Here is a 16,853-nt window from a genome sequence, read left to right on the forward strand (position 1 = left end):
CCCCTCCATCGCCTTCCACGGGACCGGCGCGGCCAAGCGCCCCTGGTTCGCCGTTGGCGCTGCCGGGAACGCCTGGATCAACTCCGCCGTCTATCAGGTGATCGTCGGGACAATCGACCTGGGGTTGGGGCCGCAGCGAGCGCTGGAACTCCCGCGCTTTCTCCCCGGGCAGCGTTCAGGGCCGGGGGGGCGCGAGTCGGTGATCGACATCGAGGATGGCTTCTCCCCCGACGCGATTGCCGCGCTCCGGGCGATCGGCTATCGATTTGACGTCGTCTCGCTCAAGGGCGAACTCCGCATGGGCTACGGCTCGGCCGTCATGATCGACGGCCCGCGTATCCGTGGCGGCGGCGACCCGCGCCGGGCCGGAGTCGCCGGCGCGATCGACGGCACGCGCTGAACGGTGCGCTGAGCGGTGGTCGGCAACGTACACTGAAGCGTGCGCTACGCCGCACCGGCGCTCGTGCCGCTGCACCTGACGACCACTGGTGTCACGACACCGAGATCATCGGACCACGACCGGACCCACGACAGGATGGACACTCGATGAGCGACCGCAGCAGCAACGACCGAGACCGGCTCGACAAGAGCGACGCCGAGTGGGAGGCGACGCTCACGCCGGAGCAGTATCGCGTGATGCGGGACAAGGGGACCGAGCGCGCCTTCACCGGGAAGTACTGGAACACCAAGACCCGCGGCGTCTACAAGTGCGCAGCGTGCGACCAACCGCTCTTCTCGTCCGAGACCAAGTTCGATTCCGGGACCGGATGGCCGAGCTTCTACGCGCCGGTGGCCCCTGACGCCGTCACGACGGAGACCGACTACACCCACGGCATGATTCGCGTGGAGGCGCTCTGCTCGCGCTGCCACGCGCACCTGGGACACGTCTTCAACGACGGGCCCAAGCCGACCGGGATGCGCTTCTGCATGAACTCGGTCTCGCTCGCGTTGGAGGAAGACGGGAAGACGGGACGACGGGACGACGAGTGACGGCTCGCGAGACGGAGCCCGTGCGAGAGTCGGCGCGCGCCGTTTGCTCCTTCTGCCGCAAGGCGTTCGAGCGGGAGGACGAGCAGATCGTGCACTACGCGCATGGCGAAGTGGCCGGCGTGTATCACGACTGGTGTCGCCCGGATCGGCGACGGTCGGGGTGCGGGGCTTCGGCGTGTAGATAGAAGACGGGAAGACGGGAAGACGAGAAGACGAGATAACGACCCTGGGGGTGCCAGCACTCGCGTGCCGACACCCCCAGGGTTCTTGCTGTCCCTCGTCTTCCCGTCTTCCCGTCTTCCCGTCCTCCCCTAGAGCCCCGCGAGCAACGCGTCGTTGTTCGTGGTCGCCGCGATCCGCTTGATCAACCACTCCATCGCGCTTTGCGGCGGCATCTGTTGCAGCCCGCGGCGGAGCGTGTAGATCGCGTCGAGCTGTCCTTCCTTGTAGAGCTTCTCCTCGCGACGGGTGCCACTGGTCGCGATGTCGAAGGCGGGGAAGATGCGCTTCTCGGCGAGCGAGCGTTCGAGCTTGATCTCGCAGTTGCCGGTCCCCTTGAACTCCTCGAAGATCACGTCGTCCATGCGCGAGCCGGTCTCGACGAGTGCGGTGGCGATGATCGTGAGGGAGCCGCCGCCATCCTTGGGGTGCACGGCGCGGGCGGAGCCGAAGAACGCCTTGGGCTTGGCCATGGCGCTGGTGTCGAGACCGCCGGACATCGTGCGGCCGGAGCCACGCTCGGCGGTGTTGTGCGCGCGGGCCATGCGGGTGAGCGAGTCGAGGACGATGACGACGTCCTTCCCCATCTCCACCATGCGGCGCGAGTGCTCGAGCACCATCTCGCACACTTCGACGTGGCGCGGGGCGGGCTGATCGAAGCTGGAGGCGATGACTTCGCCCACGCCCCACGAGATCGCCTCGCTCACTTCCTCGGGACGTTCGTCGACGAGGAGGATGAGCAGGACCGCGTTGGGATGATTGATCGCGATCCCTTCGGTGATGGCGTGCAGGAGCATCGTCTTGCCGGCGCGTGCCGGGGCGACGATGAGGGCGCGCTGACCGTAGCCCACCGGAGCGACAAGGTCGATGGCGCGACGGGTGAGCTCGGGCCCTCCCTTGGCCGGGCGACCGGTCTCCAGCGTTAGGCGGCGTTCGGGGTATGTCGCGGTGAGCGACCCGAAGTCGGGGCGGCGCACGAGGTCGGCCACCGGAACGCCGTTGAGCTGCGTCAGGTCGATGACGACGTTGCGCCCGCGATTGTCGCGCCCGGTCGTGGCCGCGAGGAGGTCGCCGCGGCGCAGCGTGTACTGGCGCACGACCTGCGGCGGGATCCATGCGTCGCCGTGGTCGGCGAGGTAGCTGTTCGCCGCGCGGCGAATGAAGCCGCCGTCGCGCGAGGCATCGAACCAGCCGACCGTCTCGCCGTCCGCTACGACCGGCAGTTGTGGAGGAGGTGGCTGGCCTTCCCGCTTGCCGCGGCCATGGCGCCGGCGATTGCGCCGTCCGCCGCGGTTGCCGCCGCTGTCGTCATCGCGGCGCTGGAAGTCCTGGCGCGGCTGTCGCTCGTTGCCTGGTTGGCGCTCGTTGCCCGGCTGGCGTTCGTTGCCCGGCTGGCGTTCGTTGCCCGGTTGCGCCTCGCGGGGAGGCGGTCCGTCGTAGTAGGCGCCACCCTCGTCACCACCGCGTGGCGGTGCGTCTGCCCGAGTGCCGCTGTCATCGCCCGAGGCGCCGCGGATTTCGCGCACTTCGCGCGACGGTGGTGCGCCGTCGCCGCCGTCCGCTCCGCCGCTTTCGCCAGGTGCGCCGTCGGCGTCACCATCACGATAGGGATTGGGTTCGGCGTACGGCTCGGCGTTTTGCTGGCGCTTGTTGGACGGTCGCCGGCCGCGACGAAAGGGGCGTCGACGTTCGGTCATGCAGCGGATTGGTGTGGGGGTGAACGGGCGAGCCAGCGGCACGGCCGCGCGGCATCGCAACTTGGGACTGGTGCCTGACGAATTCGATCGGGGTGCACGATGCGCGTGAAGCGCACAGCGCTGGCGGAGCGGGAGTCCGGCTTTCGAGCTGAGAGGGACGACTCGTGCGAAGCATCGCACGGACCGCGTTGTCATCGAACGGCGCGGAAGACTCACGCGTGGCCGACAACCACTTTCCCATCTTCGCGATCACTTCTGGCCACTGTCCCGGCGAGGAGCCGGGCGACTGAAGCAGCCGATGCGACGCAGCACCTGCGGGCGAAACCGTGTCTCGCCTGCGGATGCCAAGAGTATCGCACGGGTCCGCGATTCGCGCAAGCAGCGCGAGCCGCGACTTCCCTCCCGCCCCTACTGACCGTCCGACCCCTGAGCGCGCAACACACCCTTACGAAACAGGGGCGCCACCGATCCCCTCGATGGCCCGCGACACCTCGATCACCCGGCGGCACAGCTCCACCATGCGCTGCACCGACGCCAGATGCTCGGGCGTGAGCGGCTCGAGCTCCAGCAGCTGTGCCTCGGCGAGCAGCGCGGCGAGCGGATTGTTCAGCCGGTGCTGCAGCCCCGCGGCGATCTCGCCCGCGGCCACCAGCGCGCGGAGTCGATGCAGGGAGGCTACGATGGCCGCGGCGCGTGGCGACGACTGCTGCGCCGCCGCGGTCGCCATCACCCGCCCTAACGCATCGGGGAGTTGGAGCGCGACCTCCGACTCGGCGAGCACGGCTTCCACGCCGAGTCGCGACGATTCGTCGCGCGCGACGGCGGACGGTGACTCCACGACGAGAATGATCGGCCCCTCGTAGCCGCGCGCCCTGAGCTCGCGCACGAGCGAGAGGGCCATCGAATAGAGGCGCCCCACTGCGAGGATGACGCAGTCGGCATCCGGCGTGCTGCGCACGATCGACGTGTCAGCAGCGTCGACGCGCGCCGTCGGGAGGAGCGTTGCGACGGTCGTCTGCAGCGCCGCCGACGCCTGGATGTCGGTGGAAATGCAGACCAGGCGCAACGGAACATCGGCACTGGCCTGCGGCGTTGTGACACCCGCGCTCGTCGTCAGCGGCGTCCTCATGCGCGCGCGAACCTCCCCGCGTACCTTTCGCCCATGACCGCTCCCAGCTCCGGATTCTCCAGCGAACTCGCCACTGCTGTCGCGGAATATCGCGTCCACGGCAACATCGCGCACCTGAAGCAGCACCTGGAGTCGCTCGCTCGTGCGGCCACCCCCGATGCGGTGATCGTGGCCGCCGAACCGTACAAGGACGATCCGGAGATCGTCGCCCCCCTGTACGAGGCGGTGGTGGAGGCGCAGCCGGACAACGCGCGCGCCCTGGTGATGCTGGCCAACGCGTACTGGCTCCTCGGACTCGGCCCCGACGTGGTCGCCGGGCTCGCCAGCCGCGCGATCGCCGCCGATCCGGCCAATCGCGGTGCATGGCACCTGTGGGCGCTGGCCGAGTCCGATCCGCGCCAACGCGTCGGTCGCTGGCAACAGGTGGTGGCACGCTTCCCCGGCGACGACCTCGCCCTGGCCAACGTCGCCGACAACGCCACCGGCGTGGCCGGGAACGAGCAGGACTACGACATGCTCGACCTGGCCGTCGCCTCGTACGAGTCGCTGCTCGAGCGGGCGACCGAGCCTTCGCAACGGCAGGCACTCGATACGGCGCTCAAGGCGCTCAAGGGGTGGAAGTTCTAGCGGTCTGAGGGACGAGCCGAGAAACCTTCGGTGGGGGGTGACGTATCTAAAGACGCAGACGTCCCTCCCCCCGAGACTCCATGTCGCTCCGCGCCTCGCTCGTCGCGCGCTGGCAGTCGCTTCGTGCGGCCTTTCGCCGCGACCCGCTCGTGCCACTCGGCGCCGACCTGCGCCGGCATTGGCGCGCCTCGCTCGTCGTCGGCACGCTGGTGGTGGGGGCGGTGGTCTTCGATGCGTGGGTGTACAGCTGCGGCTTCAATGGCTGCCCCACGCCGGCCGCGATCAAGGCGTTCCAGCCGCCCGAGGGTGGGCGGGTGCTCGACCGCAACGGGCGCCTGATCGGGCGGCTGACGCTGGTCAAGCGTGTCAACGTCCCGCTCACGCGCGTCCCTGAGCACGTGCGGCAGGCCTTCATCGCCACCGAGGATCGCCGTTTCGCCTCGCACGAGGGGATCGACTGGCGCGGATTTGCCCGTGCCGTCACGCGCAACGTGCGTTCGCTCGACGTGCGGGAGGGGTTCAGCACGATCACGATGCAGGTGGCGCGCAACACGTTCATGGCGGAACGGGAGGCGCTGCAACGCTCGTTAGGCCGCAAGCTCATCGAGTTGCGCCTGGCGCGCCTGCTCGAGCGTCACCTCACCAAGGACGAGATCCTCGCGCGCTACCTCAACGTCATCTACCTCGGCAACGGGGTGTACGGCGTGGAGGGGGCGAGCCGCGACCTGTTCGGGAAGCACATCGACGAGGTGACGATCGCCGAAGGGGCGATGCTGGCGGCGCTCCCCAAGGGCCCGTCGCTCTACACCCCGCGGCGCAACCGCGCGCGGGCGCAGGATCGGCGCGACCTCGTGTTGCGCCTGATGCGCGAGGAGGGGTACCTCGACGAGATCGGGATGGTGGCGGCGCGCGCCGAGCCGCTGGAGATCGCCCGCCGGGAGTGGTCGCCGGCGCAGCCCAACGAGTCGTACGCCCTGGACGCGGTACGGGCGGCGGTGGATTCGGTGCTGCGCGTGTCCGGCGAGCGGATGTCGGAGCTGACGGTGCACACCACGCTCGACCTCACCGCCCAGCAGTCGGCGGAACGCGCCGTGCGCACGCACGCCGATCGCATCGAGCATGAGACGTCGTGGACGTGGGAGGGTGAGGATCATCGTCGCCTGCAGGGGGCGCTGGTCGCCCTCGATCCGCGCACGGGTGACATTCGCGCGCTCGTCGGCGGGCGCCGCTACGAGCGTGGTGGCTTCAACCGGGCCATCGCAGCGAAGCGGCAGCCGGGGTCGGCGTTCAAGCCGTTCGTGTATGCCGCGGCGTTGACCGCCGGCTTCACGCCGGCCACCATCGTCGACGACGATCCGGTGTCGGTCGAGACGGGGCGCGACACCTGGACGCCGGCCAACTACGGCGATGAGTACCGCGGACGCGTCACGCTGCGCCAGGCGCTGGCGCAGTCGGCCAACGCGGCGACGGTGCGCGTGTCGCGCGCGGTGGGCGAGGGGCGGGTGGCCGACCGGGCGCGCCAGAACGGGATTGCAAGCCGGCTGCAGGCGGTGCCCTCCATCGCGTTAGGCGCGGTGGAGGTGACGCCGCTCGAACTGGTGGCGGCCTACGCGCCCTTTGCCAACGGGGGGCTGCGCGTGACCCCGCGCCTGGTGCGCCGCATCGAGCGGTCGGACAAGAGCCTCCTGTGGGCCTCGGTGGTGACGACGTCGCCGGTGATGGACCCGCGCGATGCCTTCCAGCTCACCTCCATGCTGCGTTCGGTGGTCGACGAAGGGACCGGTCGTGCCGTGCGCGCGGCGGGGATCACCGGGCCGGTGGCCGGGAAGACCGGGACGACCAACAACGGGACCGACGTCTGGTTCGTGGGCTACACGCCGACGATGGTGGCGGGGGTCTGGTTCGGCTACGACACGCCGCACACGTTAGGCGACGCGGCCAACGGCGGGCGCTACGCAGCGCCGGCGTGGGCCGACTTCTATCGCCGCGGCTGGAAGGAGCGCGCCAACACCGCCGCCTGGAAGGCCCCCGACGGGCTCATCGCCCGCGAGATCGACCCCGCGACCGGACTCCTGGCCGAGGAGTGGTGCGACTCCCGCCGCCGTGAGTGGTTCAAGCCCGGGACCGAGCCCACGGAGTCCTCCTGCGAGATGGCGCACGACGACGACGAGTGGATGCGCGACGTCGAGAGCGAGGTGGGCGAGAAGCTCGCGGACCTCTTCCGGCGCATGATCCGCAGGCGCCTGTAGGGCGGAAGACGGGAAGACGGGAAGACGGGAAGACGAGTGGGGGCGGTGCACGCCTCCAGCGGCCGTTAGCTTTCCCATCTCGTCTTCCCGTCTTCCCGTCTTCCCGTCTTCCCGTCTTCCGTGGTTCGCATGTCTCGCATTTCCCTCGATGCCATCGCCCGCGCCGCCCGGGAGATCGACCCGGTCTTCCGGCAGTCGCCGCAGTATCGCCCGGAGTCGTTAGGCGAACGACTGGGCGTCGACCTCGTGGTCAAGGTCGAGACGGTCAACCCGATTCGCTCGTTCAAGGGGCGCGGGGCCGACTTCTTCGTGCGCGAGCTCGGCGACCCGACCGTGCCGCTCGTCTGCGCGTCGGCGGGGAACTTCGGGCAGGGGCTGGCCTTCGCGGCGCGCCGCGTCGGGCAGCGGCTCGACGTCTTCGCCTCGGAGGTGGCCAACCCGCTCAAGGTGGCGCGCATGCGCGCCTTCGGGGCCACGGTGCGCCAGGTGGGGCGCGACTTCGACGCCGCCAAGGCGGCAGCGAAGGAGTGGGCGGCGGCGCAGGGCGCCTTCTTCGTCGAGGACGGGCGCGAGGTCGCCATCTCCGAGGGGGCCGGGTCGATCGCCGTAGAGCTGGCGGCGTGGCCCGACCCGTTCGACGCGGTCGTCGTTCCGTTAGGCAACGGGGCACTGCTCTGTGGCGTCGCGACCTGGCTCAAGGCGCACGCCCCCGCGACGCGCATCATCGGCGTCTGCGCCGAAGCGGCGCCGTCGATGGAACGCAGCTGGCGCGCCCGTCAGCCGCTCGAGACCGAGCGTGCCGATACGATCGCCGACGGGATCGCGGTGCGCGTCCCCATCCCCGAGGCGGTCGGCGACCTGCAGGAGATCGTCGACGACATGGTCCTGGTGCCCGACGCGGTGACGCTCGAGGCGATGCGCCTCTTGTTTGCGCACCTGGGACTCGTGGTGGAGCCGGCGGGCGCGGTCGGCGTCGCCGCGCTGCTCGCCGATGCGCCGCGCTTTCGCGGGATGCGCGTGGCGACGATCCTGTGCGGGAGCAACCTCACCCCCGAGCAGGTCGCGGCGTACCAGCTGACCGGGGCGTGAGGGCGCGGCACTGCGTCACCTGCGTCAGGCGCGGCGGAGCACCCCCGGCCAGCCTGCCGCCCCGGGCTCGTAACCCGGGAAGACCGACGACAGGTCGGTCGCTCCCATATGGTGCGTGAGCAGCTCCGAGAAGACGGTCCGGAAGTCGGTGGTGAGCGCGAGGTCGCGCCCCTCGTAGAGCTGCTCGCGCTCCAGCCCGGGCCAGCGGCCGTGCACCGTGCGCCCCTGCACCCGCGAACCGATGACGAACATCGCGCCGGCATGCCCGTGGTCGGTGCCACCCGTCCCGTTCTGGCGCGCCATGCGTCCGAACTCCGACATCGTGAGGATCGCGACGTCGTCCATGCGATCACCCAGGTCGGTGACGAAGGCGGCGATGCTGTCGCCGAAGTCGCGCAGGCGCGCGGCCAGCTGACCGGTCCCGCCCCCCTGGTTCACGTGCGTGTCCCATCCGCCGACGTCGGCGAAGGCGATCTCGAGTCCCATCCCCGCCTTGATGAGCTGGGCGATCTCGCGCAGGCGCTGGCCGAAGGGGGAGCGCGGGTAATCGGCGCCGTGCTCGCTGCGATACCGCTGCGGGTTGGCGCTGCGCAGCATCTTCACCGCCTCGAACATCTCGCTCCCCGAGGCGTGGACGACGTCGGCCGAGCCCGTGCGATAGAGCGCCTCGAGCCGCGCGGCCGACGAGCCGGTGGCGCGCACGCTGAAGTCGCCTAACGACGACATGGCGACGGCCGGGGCCGGCCCCTCGAGGATGCGTGGCGTCTGGGCCGTCATCGCGACGGCGCGAAAGGGCGAGGCGGGGGCGATCGCGCCCCCCGGGGATGCCCCCCCGGTGCACGCCTCGCACGTCCCGGCGACCGCGAGATAGCGGTTGAGCCACCCATCGTGGGTCGACTTGCGGTCGGGCGTCCCCGATTCCATGTAGTCCTGCGCGTCGAAGTGCGAACGCGTGGCGCTGGGGCTCCCGACGGCATGGATCGGCGCGAGGAGCCCGTCAGCATACAGTCGTTGGAGCGAGCCGAGCGCCGGATGGAGCCCGAAGAAGCCATCGAGGTCGAGCGCGCTCGCATCGTTCGCGCGCGAGGGGCGCGGGATGGCGATGGTGGGGCGGAGCGCGTAGTAGGCGCGCTCGCCGTGCGGGACGACGACGTTGAGGGCGTCGGCGGCGCCGCGCTGGAAGAGGCAGACGAGGACCCTTCCCGTCTTCGCGCGCGACAGCTCGGCGGCGAAGGCGGAGCGGCGCAGGAAACTCGGCGAGAGCCCCAGGGTGACCAGGGCGAGGGCGCCGGACTTCACGAAGACGCGTCGTTGCATGGCGGGACTCCGAATCGAGACGGGAGAGGGGAGGTGAACGGGCGCGCGTGGGACGAGACGCCCGATCGGTCGGCCGGTGGCGAGCAGGAGGCCTAACGGCGCTGGAACTCCGGACTGCCTAACGCCAATCCGACGATCTGGTCCAGTCCGGCGAGGCGCCGGGGGGTGACGGGGCGTGCGTCGCCGCCCTCCCCCCCGGCCGGCGCCGCCCCCCCAGCGAGCAGCGGATTCTCCCCGGACATCAGGATCTCGCGCGTCTCGCGCGACGCCTCGCCGCCGAGGAACGCCTCGATCACTCCCGCCACCTGTGCCTCCCGTGGCGCCGCGCGCAGCGTCGCGTAGGGGGGCCAGTCGCTGAGCCTCGCCCCCGGAAGTCGGCTCGACGCCACCGTGAGGCCGAAGTTGATGCGCGACAAGATCGCCCCCGTGTTCATCCATGCCTCGCCGGTCTCGGGCCACCCATTGGGTGCCTGATGTCCATAGAGTGGCTGTCCCAGGCGCGCGACGGCGAGCGACGAGAGTGCCGACGTGTCGGCTTGGCCGCCGACGGCGCGCGCGGCGCTCACCACGACTTCGAACGGCGACTTGACCTTGGCGCGATAGGCCTGGTGCGAGAAGAACTCCGGCGATGTGACGATCGTCCGCACGACCTCGCGGATGTCGCCGTCGCTGCGGCGGAACGTGTCGGCCGCTCTCTCCACCAGCGCGCCCGGGGGCGAGTCACTCACGAAGCGGACGGCGAGCTTGCGGGCGATGAAGCGCGCGGTCGAGGGGTGGCGGGCCACGAGGTCGAGCACCTGTTCCCCGTCCTCGATCCCGCGCCCCGCGGCCAGGCGCGTTCCGAGGATGCGCTTCTCCCCGGCATCGTGCGCGGCGCCATTGAACCAGAAGGTGGGCTCGCCGGTGCGTGGCGGGCGAACCGTCCACCCGGTGAGGGCGCGCGCGACTTCGATGATGTCCTGCTGCGTGTAGCCGCCATCTACTCCCAGCGTGTGCAGCTCCAGCAGCTCGCGGGCATAGTTCTCGTTGAGTCCACGGGGGCGGCGTCCCTGCCCCGCGGCCACGGAATCGCGCAGCACGCCGCCCATGGTGGCGCGCCGGCGATCGACCGCGGTTTGCACCTGGCGACGACGTCGGGCGTCACCACGCCCGGCATTGCCGCGTGAGGCAAGCGTCGGGCGGCCGCTGTCGGCCACGCTCTGCGCGTTGTCGAGGTACGTCAGCATGGCCGGGCTCTTCGCGACCGCATCAAGGAGGTCGCGGAAGCGTCCCAGGGTGTGCGGCCGAATGGTGGTGCGTTCGTATTCGGGGAGCGTGTAGCGCAGCTGGTGCTTGCCGACGAAGACCGAGAAATGGTTGAGCCAGAAGTCGGTCATCACTTCCTGCAGCTGGCGTTCGCTTGCGACGGCGCGCGCGACGCGCGCCGACAGGAGCTCGGCGACGAACTGCCGGCTCTTCCGCGCCGATTGGCGCAGCGCGAGCGAGTCGGCGCCGTTCATGGTGGTGTTCCCGTCGCGCAGGCGCTGACGGGCGAGCAGCGCGGCCGGCGGTGGGTAGTCGCGCAGGAGCTCGCCGGCGGTGGCATCGAGCGTCGCGTAAGGCGCCAGCACCCGGTCCATGGCCGAGTCGTCCAGTCGCGTGGGCGTGAGCTGCTGGGCGATCCAGCGATCGACCCCCATCGCGGTGACCCGCGCCACGTCGCCCGGACGAGGGCCAAAGGCGAGTCGGTTGAGGGCGTGCCGCGCCTGTTGGTCGACGCTGAGCTCGCGTTGGCCGACGCTTCGGGCCGGTTCGACGAAGGTGGGCGACGGCGGCCCCCCGGCACAGGCCATCATCCCTGCCAGCAGGACGGCACGGAAGGCATGGCGGACGGGCGGCAGCGGCATGCGTCAGGCTCCATCGGTATCGAGGTGCGCCGTTGGACGGGGCGTTTCGGAGGCTGTTAACGCCGGGGCCGAAGGCAGGTGCTCGATTGCCGCTCATGAACCTCAGGTACCGCGCCGACACTTCCGAGCACGGCAACTGTTCACTCCGGCACGACGTCGACTCCATGCCCACGCACCGATTCCCCCTCAGCGGCAGCGCGACGGTTCGCACCGTGATGCAGCTCGCCTCGCAGCTTCGGGCCTTGCCCGCGGATGGCGAGGTCGTGGTGGACTGCGAGGGGCTCACGCAGTGCGACGCCGCGGCGTTGCAGCTGCTGGTGGCGCTCGGGCGACGGGGTGGCGCGGGCGTTCGGGTGGAGCGGGTGCCGGAGGAGCACGTGTGGCGGTTCCGCTGCGTCGGGATCACCCCGGTCTGCTGAGCACGATGCGGCGTCGCGGGGACGTCGCCTGGGTCCTGGGGCGCTGGCGGGGAGAGTTCGGTACGACGACGCGTCGAGGGCGGCGCGATTTTCAACCCTAACGCATTTCACAGATGGGCAAGACTGCATTGGTCGTCGACGATTCCACCACGATGCGTGAGATGGTCTCGTACTCGCTCAAGGAGGCCGGCTTCGAGGCCGTCACCGCGGGCAACGGTCAGGAGGGGCTCGATGCCCTGTCCGGCAAGTCGGTGGACCTCATCATCTCCGACCTGAACATGCCGGTGATGGACGGGTTGACCTTCATCAAGCACGTCCGGGCCATCGACAGCTGCAAGGGCGTTCCCATCCTGATGCTGACCACCGAGTCGCAGCAGTCCATGAAGGAGCAGGCCAAGGCGGCCGGGGCGACCGGGTGGCTGGTGAAGCCCTTCAATCCCGAGATGCTCCTGAAGGTGATCGCGAAGGTCGTTCCGTAACGGTCGGCGGCCCCCGCGCATGTCGTTCGACCTGTCGCAGTTCCGCGCGACCTTCTTCGAGGAGGCGGGCGAGCACCTCCTCTCGATGGAGTCGGGGCTGCTGGCCCTCGTCCCTGGCGCCAACGATCCGGAGCAGCTCAACGCCATCTTCCGCTCGGCGCACTCCATCAAGGGGGCGGCGGCGTCGCTTGGCTTCCAGCACGTGGCGGCCTTCACGCACACGCTGGAGAGCCTGCTCGATCGCATGCGCAGCGGCGAATTCCCCGTGACGGAGGCGGCGATCGCCGCCCTGCTCACGTCGTCGGACACCCTGCGCGCGCTGGTGGATGCCTCCAAGGTCGATGACGCGGGTGCCGTGGACACAAGCAAGGCCACGGCGGCGTTGGCGGCGCTCACCGGGGCGGAGGCGGAGGCGAGCGCCCACGCCGCACCGGTGGCCCCGCCGCCAATGGCCCGTGCCGCCGGACGCAACGTGGAAGTGCGCTTCGTCCCGCACCCATCGCTCTTCCTGACGGGGCAGGACCCGCTCCTCGTCGTTCGTGAGCTGGTCGGGTTGGGCGAGCGCTCGGACGTCACGTGCGACAGCAGCCGCCTCCCATCGCTGGACGAGCTGGACCCCGAGCAGTGCTACCTGGCGTGGACGATTCGCCTGCACACCACCGCGACGCGCGAGCTCATCGAGGAGGCGTTCCTCTTCATCGAGGACGACTGCCACTACGAGATTCGCGACCTGGTGCCGGCCGGGGACGTGGCGACGCAGGGCGACGTGGCGACCGCGCCGGCCGTCGAGCCGGCGCCGGTTGCTGCTGACGGCACCGCCGCGCCCGCGTCGGCGGAGCGGAGGCGAGGGGGCGAACGGCGAGCCGTGGCGGCCCCCGAGCTGGCATCGATCCGCGTTCCCATCGACAAGGTGGATGCCCTGGTCGACCTGGTGGGCGAGCTCGTGATCGCGCAGGCGATGGTCAACGAGATCGTCGCCAACTTCCATGACGGGTCGCTCGCGGCCCTGCAGGACGCCCTCGGGGCGCTCGACCGCAATACCCGCGAGCTGCAAGAGCGCGTGATGTCGGTGCGCATGCTCCCGGTCGGGACGGTCTTCAACCGCTTCCCGCGCCTGGTGCACGACCTGTCGTCGCAGCTCGGCAAGCGCGTGCGCCTGGTGATGGAAGGCGAAGAGACGGAGCTCGACAAGGGGATGATCGAGCGCCTGGGTGACCCGCTGACGCACCTGGTGCGCAATGCGATCGATCACGGGCTCGAACTCCCCGAGGCGCGCCGCGCCGCGGGCAAGCGCGAGGAAGGGACGGTGACGCTCCGCGCCGCGCACGAAGGCGGGAACGTCGTCATCGACATCGTGGACGACGGCAAGGGGCTCGACGCCGCCCGCATTCGCGACAAGGCAATCGCCAATGGCCTCGTGCGCGCCGACGAGCTGCTCTCCGCCGAGGACACCTACAACCTGATCTTCCTCCCCGGCTTCTCCACGGCGGCCGTCGTGAGCGACGTCTCCGGGCGCGGGGTGGGCATGGACGTCGTGAAGCGCAACGTCGAGGCGATGAACGGGTCGGTCACCATCCAGTCCGAGGCGGGGCACGGCTCGCGCTTCCGCCTGCGCCTCCCGTTGACGCTGGCGATCCTCGACGGACTCGTCGTGAAGGTCGGGGGACGGCCTACGTCGTCCCGCTGCTCTCGGTCGTCGAGTCGTTGCGCCCGGGGCCGCGTGATGTGCGCGCCATCCTCGGGCAGGGTGAGGTCCTTGTCGTGCGCGGCGAATCCATCCCCTTCGTCCGGTTGCACGCCCTCTTCAACCACCCGGAGGGCGTCGTCGAGCCCTCGCAGGGGATCATCGTCGTGCTGGAAACCGAGGAGCGTCGCTTCGGCGTCCTCGTCGACGAGGTCGTGGGGCAGCAGCAGGTCGTGATCAAGAACCTCGAGACCAACTTCCGAAAGCTGGACGCCATCATGGGGGCCACCATCCTCGGCGATGGGCGCATCTCGCTCATCACCGATGTGCAGGAGCTGTTTCGCATCGCCACCAACCGCCGTGCCCTCGGCGACGTCGCGGCCCTTGCGGCTGTCGGCGCGCACCAGGCACCTGACGAGGACTTCGTCTCATGACCCACGCCGGGCTCGATACCGATCTCGACCTCGCGATCGACGCCAACCAGTACCTCACCTTCATCCTTGGTGGTGAGGAGTACGGGCTGGAGATCCTCAAGGTGCAGGAGATCAAGGGGCACAGCGGGGTGACCCGCATGCCGAACACCCCGCCGCACGTGAAGGGGGTGACCAACCTGCGTGGTGCCGTTGTCCCCATCGTCGACCTGCGCACCAAGTTCGCGCTCCCCGAGCGCGAGTACGACAAGTTCACCGTCTTCATCATCGCGACCGTGGGGACGAAGATCGTGGGCCTCGTGGTCGATGCGGTGGAGGATGTCGTCGACATCCCGGCCGAATCGGTGCAGCCCACCCCCGAACTCGCCACGTCGCTGGGTGGCGCGTACGTCCGCGGCCTCGCGCAGGTGGGCGAGCGCCTCATCGCCCTGCTCGACATCGACCGGATCGTTGGCGCCGACGTGGCTGCCCTCGCCGCCGTCGCCTGACCTCGTCGTCTCATCGCCACCCTGCCAGACATCCACAAGGACACCACCATGCTCGCTCGATTCGCGTTTCGCAGCCTGCGAAGCAAGATGCTCGCCGCCTTCCTCGTCATGGGGCTCGTCCCCATGACGGTCGTGGGGTGGATGGAGTATGCGCGCAGCCGTGACATGCTCATCCACGACGCCAAGGAACGCCTCTCCTTGAACGCCGGGTCGGTGATCGACAAGATCGATCGCAACCTCTTCGAGCGGTACGGCGACGTACAGGCCTTTGCCGGCAACCCACTGGCGCGCGGGTCGCAGGGGCAACGGATCGATGCGGCCAACTTCTACACGCGGACCTACGGGATCTATGACCTGATGGTCATCGCCGATGTCAACGGCCGCGTGGTCGCCGTCAACAACGTCGACAAGGATGGCAAGCCGATCAACTCGGCCGCGCTGCTGGGCCGGACCGTCAAGGGCGAGTCGTGGTTCGAGGAAGCAATCTCGGGGCGCCTTGCCCAGGGGACGACGCACATCGTCGATGCCTCGAGCGATCCGATGGTGAAGGAAGTGCTTGGGGGGGCCGGCGAGGTCATTTTCTTCAGCGCCCCGATCCGTGACCCTAACGGTCGTGTGGTTGGCGTCTGGTCGAACCGCGCCTCCATGGCGCGCATCGTGGGCGAGATCGTCACGGCGAGTGAAAAGGAGATGGCGGCCACCGGGGCGGTCTCCGTGCGCACGACCGTCGTGAACAAGGACGGGCTCGTGATCGCGGCCGACAGCGGCGCGGGCGTACTCGAACGCAACCTGGCCAAGGTCGGGTGGGAGTCTGCTCGTCAGCTGCTCGAGGGGAAGAGCGGTGCGCTGGAGGAGCTGGAACCGGGCACGGGAGAGCCTCACGTCTCCGGCTTCGCGAAGTCGGCAGGCGCCCTGGGCTTCGCTGGGCTCGGATGGGGGGTGGTACTGCACCAGGACCGCTACGAAGCGCTCGCCGAGGCCACGTCGCTGCGCAACACGGTACTCGTGATCGGGTCGATCGCCGCGGTGCTCATCATCCTTGCGGCACTCACCTTCGCCCGCACCATCGTGCAGCCCATCCAGGAAGCGGTGCGCGTCCTCGGACACGTGGCGGAAACGGGCGACCTCACGCAGCAGCTCAACATCAAGTCGAACGATGAACTGGGCGAGATGGCCGTGTCGTTCAACGGCTTCCTCAGCAAGTTGACGCAGATCGCGACGGGGATGCGACGCTCGGCCACCACGGTGACCCGTGCAGCCCGCGAGCTCTCGGCGGTGGCCGACGACATTTCGTCGGCGGCGCAGTCGCAGGCCTCGAGCTTGGAAGAGACCGCCGCCTCGATGGAAGAGATCACCGCGACGGTCAAGCACAACGCCGAGAACGCGAGCCAGGCGAGCCAGCTGGCGGGGAGCGCGCGCGGGGTGGCAGAAAAGGGGGGACGCGTCACCGGCGATGCGGTCGACGCCATGGGGGCCATCAACGCGTCGTCGCGCAAGATCGCCGACATCATCACGACGATCGACGAGATCGCCTTCCAGACCAACCTGCTGGCGCTCAACGCGGCGGTGGAAGCGGCAAGGGCCGGCGCGCAGGGGCGCGGCTTCGCGGTCGTGGCGAGCGAAGTGCGCAGCCTCGCGGCACGCAGCGCCTCGGCGGCCAAGGAGATCAAGGGGCTCATCTCCGAGTCGACGGAGAAGGTGAACCATGGCACCACGTTGGTGAACCAGTCGGGGCAGACGCTGGACGAGATCGTGACCGGCGTGAAGCGCGTGACGGACATCGTCGCCGAGATCGCCGCCGCCAGCCGCGAGCAGAGCGTCGGGATCGAGGAGGTCAATCGCGCGGTCTCGCAGATGGACCAGATCACGCAGCAGAACGCGGCACAGACGGAGGAGTTGTCGGCGACCGCCGGAACGCTGGCCACACAGGCGACCGACCTGGAGCAAATGGTCTCGTGGTTCAAGCTCTCGCGCGACGATCAGTCCTTCCTTGGCGGCGCCGAGACGGCCGCACCGTCGCGGGCGATGAAGCGCCGCACGGCGAAGGCGCCGGCGGCTGCTGCCCCGGCGGCGCGCGAGGCCACGGACGACGACGAGTCGTTCATGGGGGCGGGGAGCGGCGGCGACGGCTTCGTCGACTTCTAGGCGA

Annotated in this window: 13 protein-coding genes and 1 pseudogene; 10 read left to right on the top strand and 4 right to left on the bottom strand. The window is 69.8% G+C overall.

Going from position 1 to position 16,853, the window contains the following annotated elements; all coding sequences use genetic code 11:
* The first annotated feature begins 97 nt into the window (after positions 1–97).
* Together IPN47_17705 and msrB are read left to right on the top strand one after the other, a co-directional pair.
* Entirely contained in the window at positions 98–400 is a 303-nt protein-coding gene (locus tag IPN47_17705) for a gamma-glutamyltransferase (GenBank protein ID MBK9409842.1), read from the top strand.
* A gap of 146 nt (positions 401–546) precedes the next feature.
* Entirely contained in the window at positions 547–990 is a 444-nt protein-coding gene (msrB, locus tag IPN47_17710) for a peptide-methionine (R)-S-oxide reductase MsrB (protein ID MBK9409843.1), read from the top strand.
* 311 nt (positions 991–1,301) lie between these two features.
* Here the strand turns inward: msrB and rho are convergent, their stop codons facing one another.
* Positions 1,302–2,906 (bottom strand): transcription termination factor Rho, encoded by a 1,605-nt coding sequence (gene rho, locus IPN47_17715; protein MBK9409844.1) that lies wholly within the window; start codon positions 2,904–2,906, stop codon positions 1,302–1,304.
* Between the two features lie 445 nt (positions 2,907–3,351).
* The gene (locus IPN47_17720; protein ID MBK9409845.1) at positions 3,352–4,035 is read right to left on the bottom strand and encodes a hypothetical protein; all 684 of its coding nucleotides are present in this window, start codon (positions 4,033–4,035) and stop codon (positions 3,352–3,354) included.
* A 33-nt stretch (positions 4,036–4,068) separates the two neighbouring features.
* Between IPN47_17720 and IPN47_17725 the strand changes: the two genes are divergently transcribed.
* From IPN47_17725 to IPN47_17735, 3 genes are all read left to right on the top strand, one after another.
* Positions 4,069–4,662, top strand: coding sequence for a hypothetical protein (locus IPN47_17725; protein ID MBK9409846.1), 594 nt, complete (start codon positions 4,069–4,071; stop codon positions 4,660–4,662).
* Positions 4,663–4,742: 80 nt separating this feature from the next.
* Positions 4,743–6,911 (top strand): PBP1A family penicillin-binding protein, encoded by a 2,169-nt coding sequence (locus tag IPN47_17730; GenBank protein MBK9409847.1) that lies wholly within the window; start codon positions 4,743–4,745, stop codon positions 6,909–6,911.
* A gap of 129 nt (positions 6,912–7,040) precedes the next feature.
* A complete protein-coding gene (locus tag IPN47_17735; protein ID MBK9409848.1) occupies positions 7,041–8,000 on the top strand; it encodes a pyridoxal-phosphate dependent enzyme in 960 nt (319 codons plus the stop codon).
* Positions 8,001–8,024: 24 nt separating this feature from the next.
* Here IPN47_17735 and IPN47_17740 read toward each other — a convergent pair whose 3' ends face one another.
* Both IPN47_17740 and IPN47_17745 read right to left on the bottom strand, forming a co-directional pair.
* Positions 8,025–9,317: a DUF1501 domain-containing protein gene (locus IPN47_17740; GenBank protein MBK9409849.1), complete on the bottom strand. Its 1,293-nt coding sequence runs from the start codon at positions 9,315–9,317 to the stop codon at positions 8,025–8,027.
* 92 nt (positions 9,318–9,409) lie between these two features.
* A complete protein-coding gene (locus IPN47_17745; protein ID MBK9409850.1) occupies positions 9,410–11,203 on the bottom strand; it encodes a DUF1800 domain-containing protein in 1,794 nt (597 codons plus the stop codon).
* Between the two features lie 164 nt (positions 11,204–11,367).
* Between IPN47_17745 and IPN47_17750 the strand changes: the two genes are divergently transcribed.
* The 5 genes and pseudogenes from IPN47_17750 (at position 11,368) to IPN47_17770 (ending at position 16,849) form a co-directional block, all read left to right on the top strand.
* Positions 11,368–11,622, top strand: coding sequence for an STAS domain-containing protein (locus tag IPN47_17750; GenBank protein ID MBK9409851.1), 255 nt, complete (start codon positions 11,368–11,370; stop codon positions 11,620–11,622).
* 113 nt (positions 11,623–11,735) lie between these two features.
* Positions 11,736–12,101, top strand: a complete 366-nt coding sequence (locus IPN47_17755) for a response regulator (protein ID MBK9409852.1) — start codon at positions 11,736–11,738, stop codon at positions 12,099–12,101.
* A 19-nt stretch (positions 12,102–12,120) separates the two neighbouring features.
* Positions 12,121–14,219, top strand: a pseudogene (locus IPN47_17760) (chemotaxis protein CheA).
* Entirely contained in the window at positions 14,216–14,704 is a 489-nt protein-coding gene (locus tag IPN47_17765) for a chemotaxis protein CheW (protein ID MBK9409853.1), read from the top strand. The pseudogene IPN47_17760 and the gene IPN47_17765 overlap by 4 nt, the downstream one beginning before the upstream one ends.
* A 48-nt stretch (positions 14,705–14,752) precedes the next feature.
* Entirely contained in the window at positions 14,753–16,849 is a 2,097-nt protein-coding gene (locus tag IPN47_17770; GenBank protein MBK9409854.1) for a HAMP domain-containing protein, read from the top strand.
* The last annotated feature ends 4 nt before the right edge of the window (positions 16,850–16,853 follow it).

The sequence above is a fragment of the Gemmatimonadota bacterium genome (genome assembly GCA_016719105.1).
Classification (GTDB): Bacteria; Gemmatimonadota; Gemmatimonadetes; order Gemmatimonadales; family Gemmatimonadaceae; genus SCN-70-22.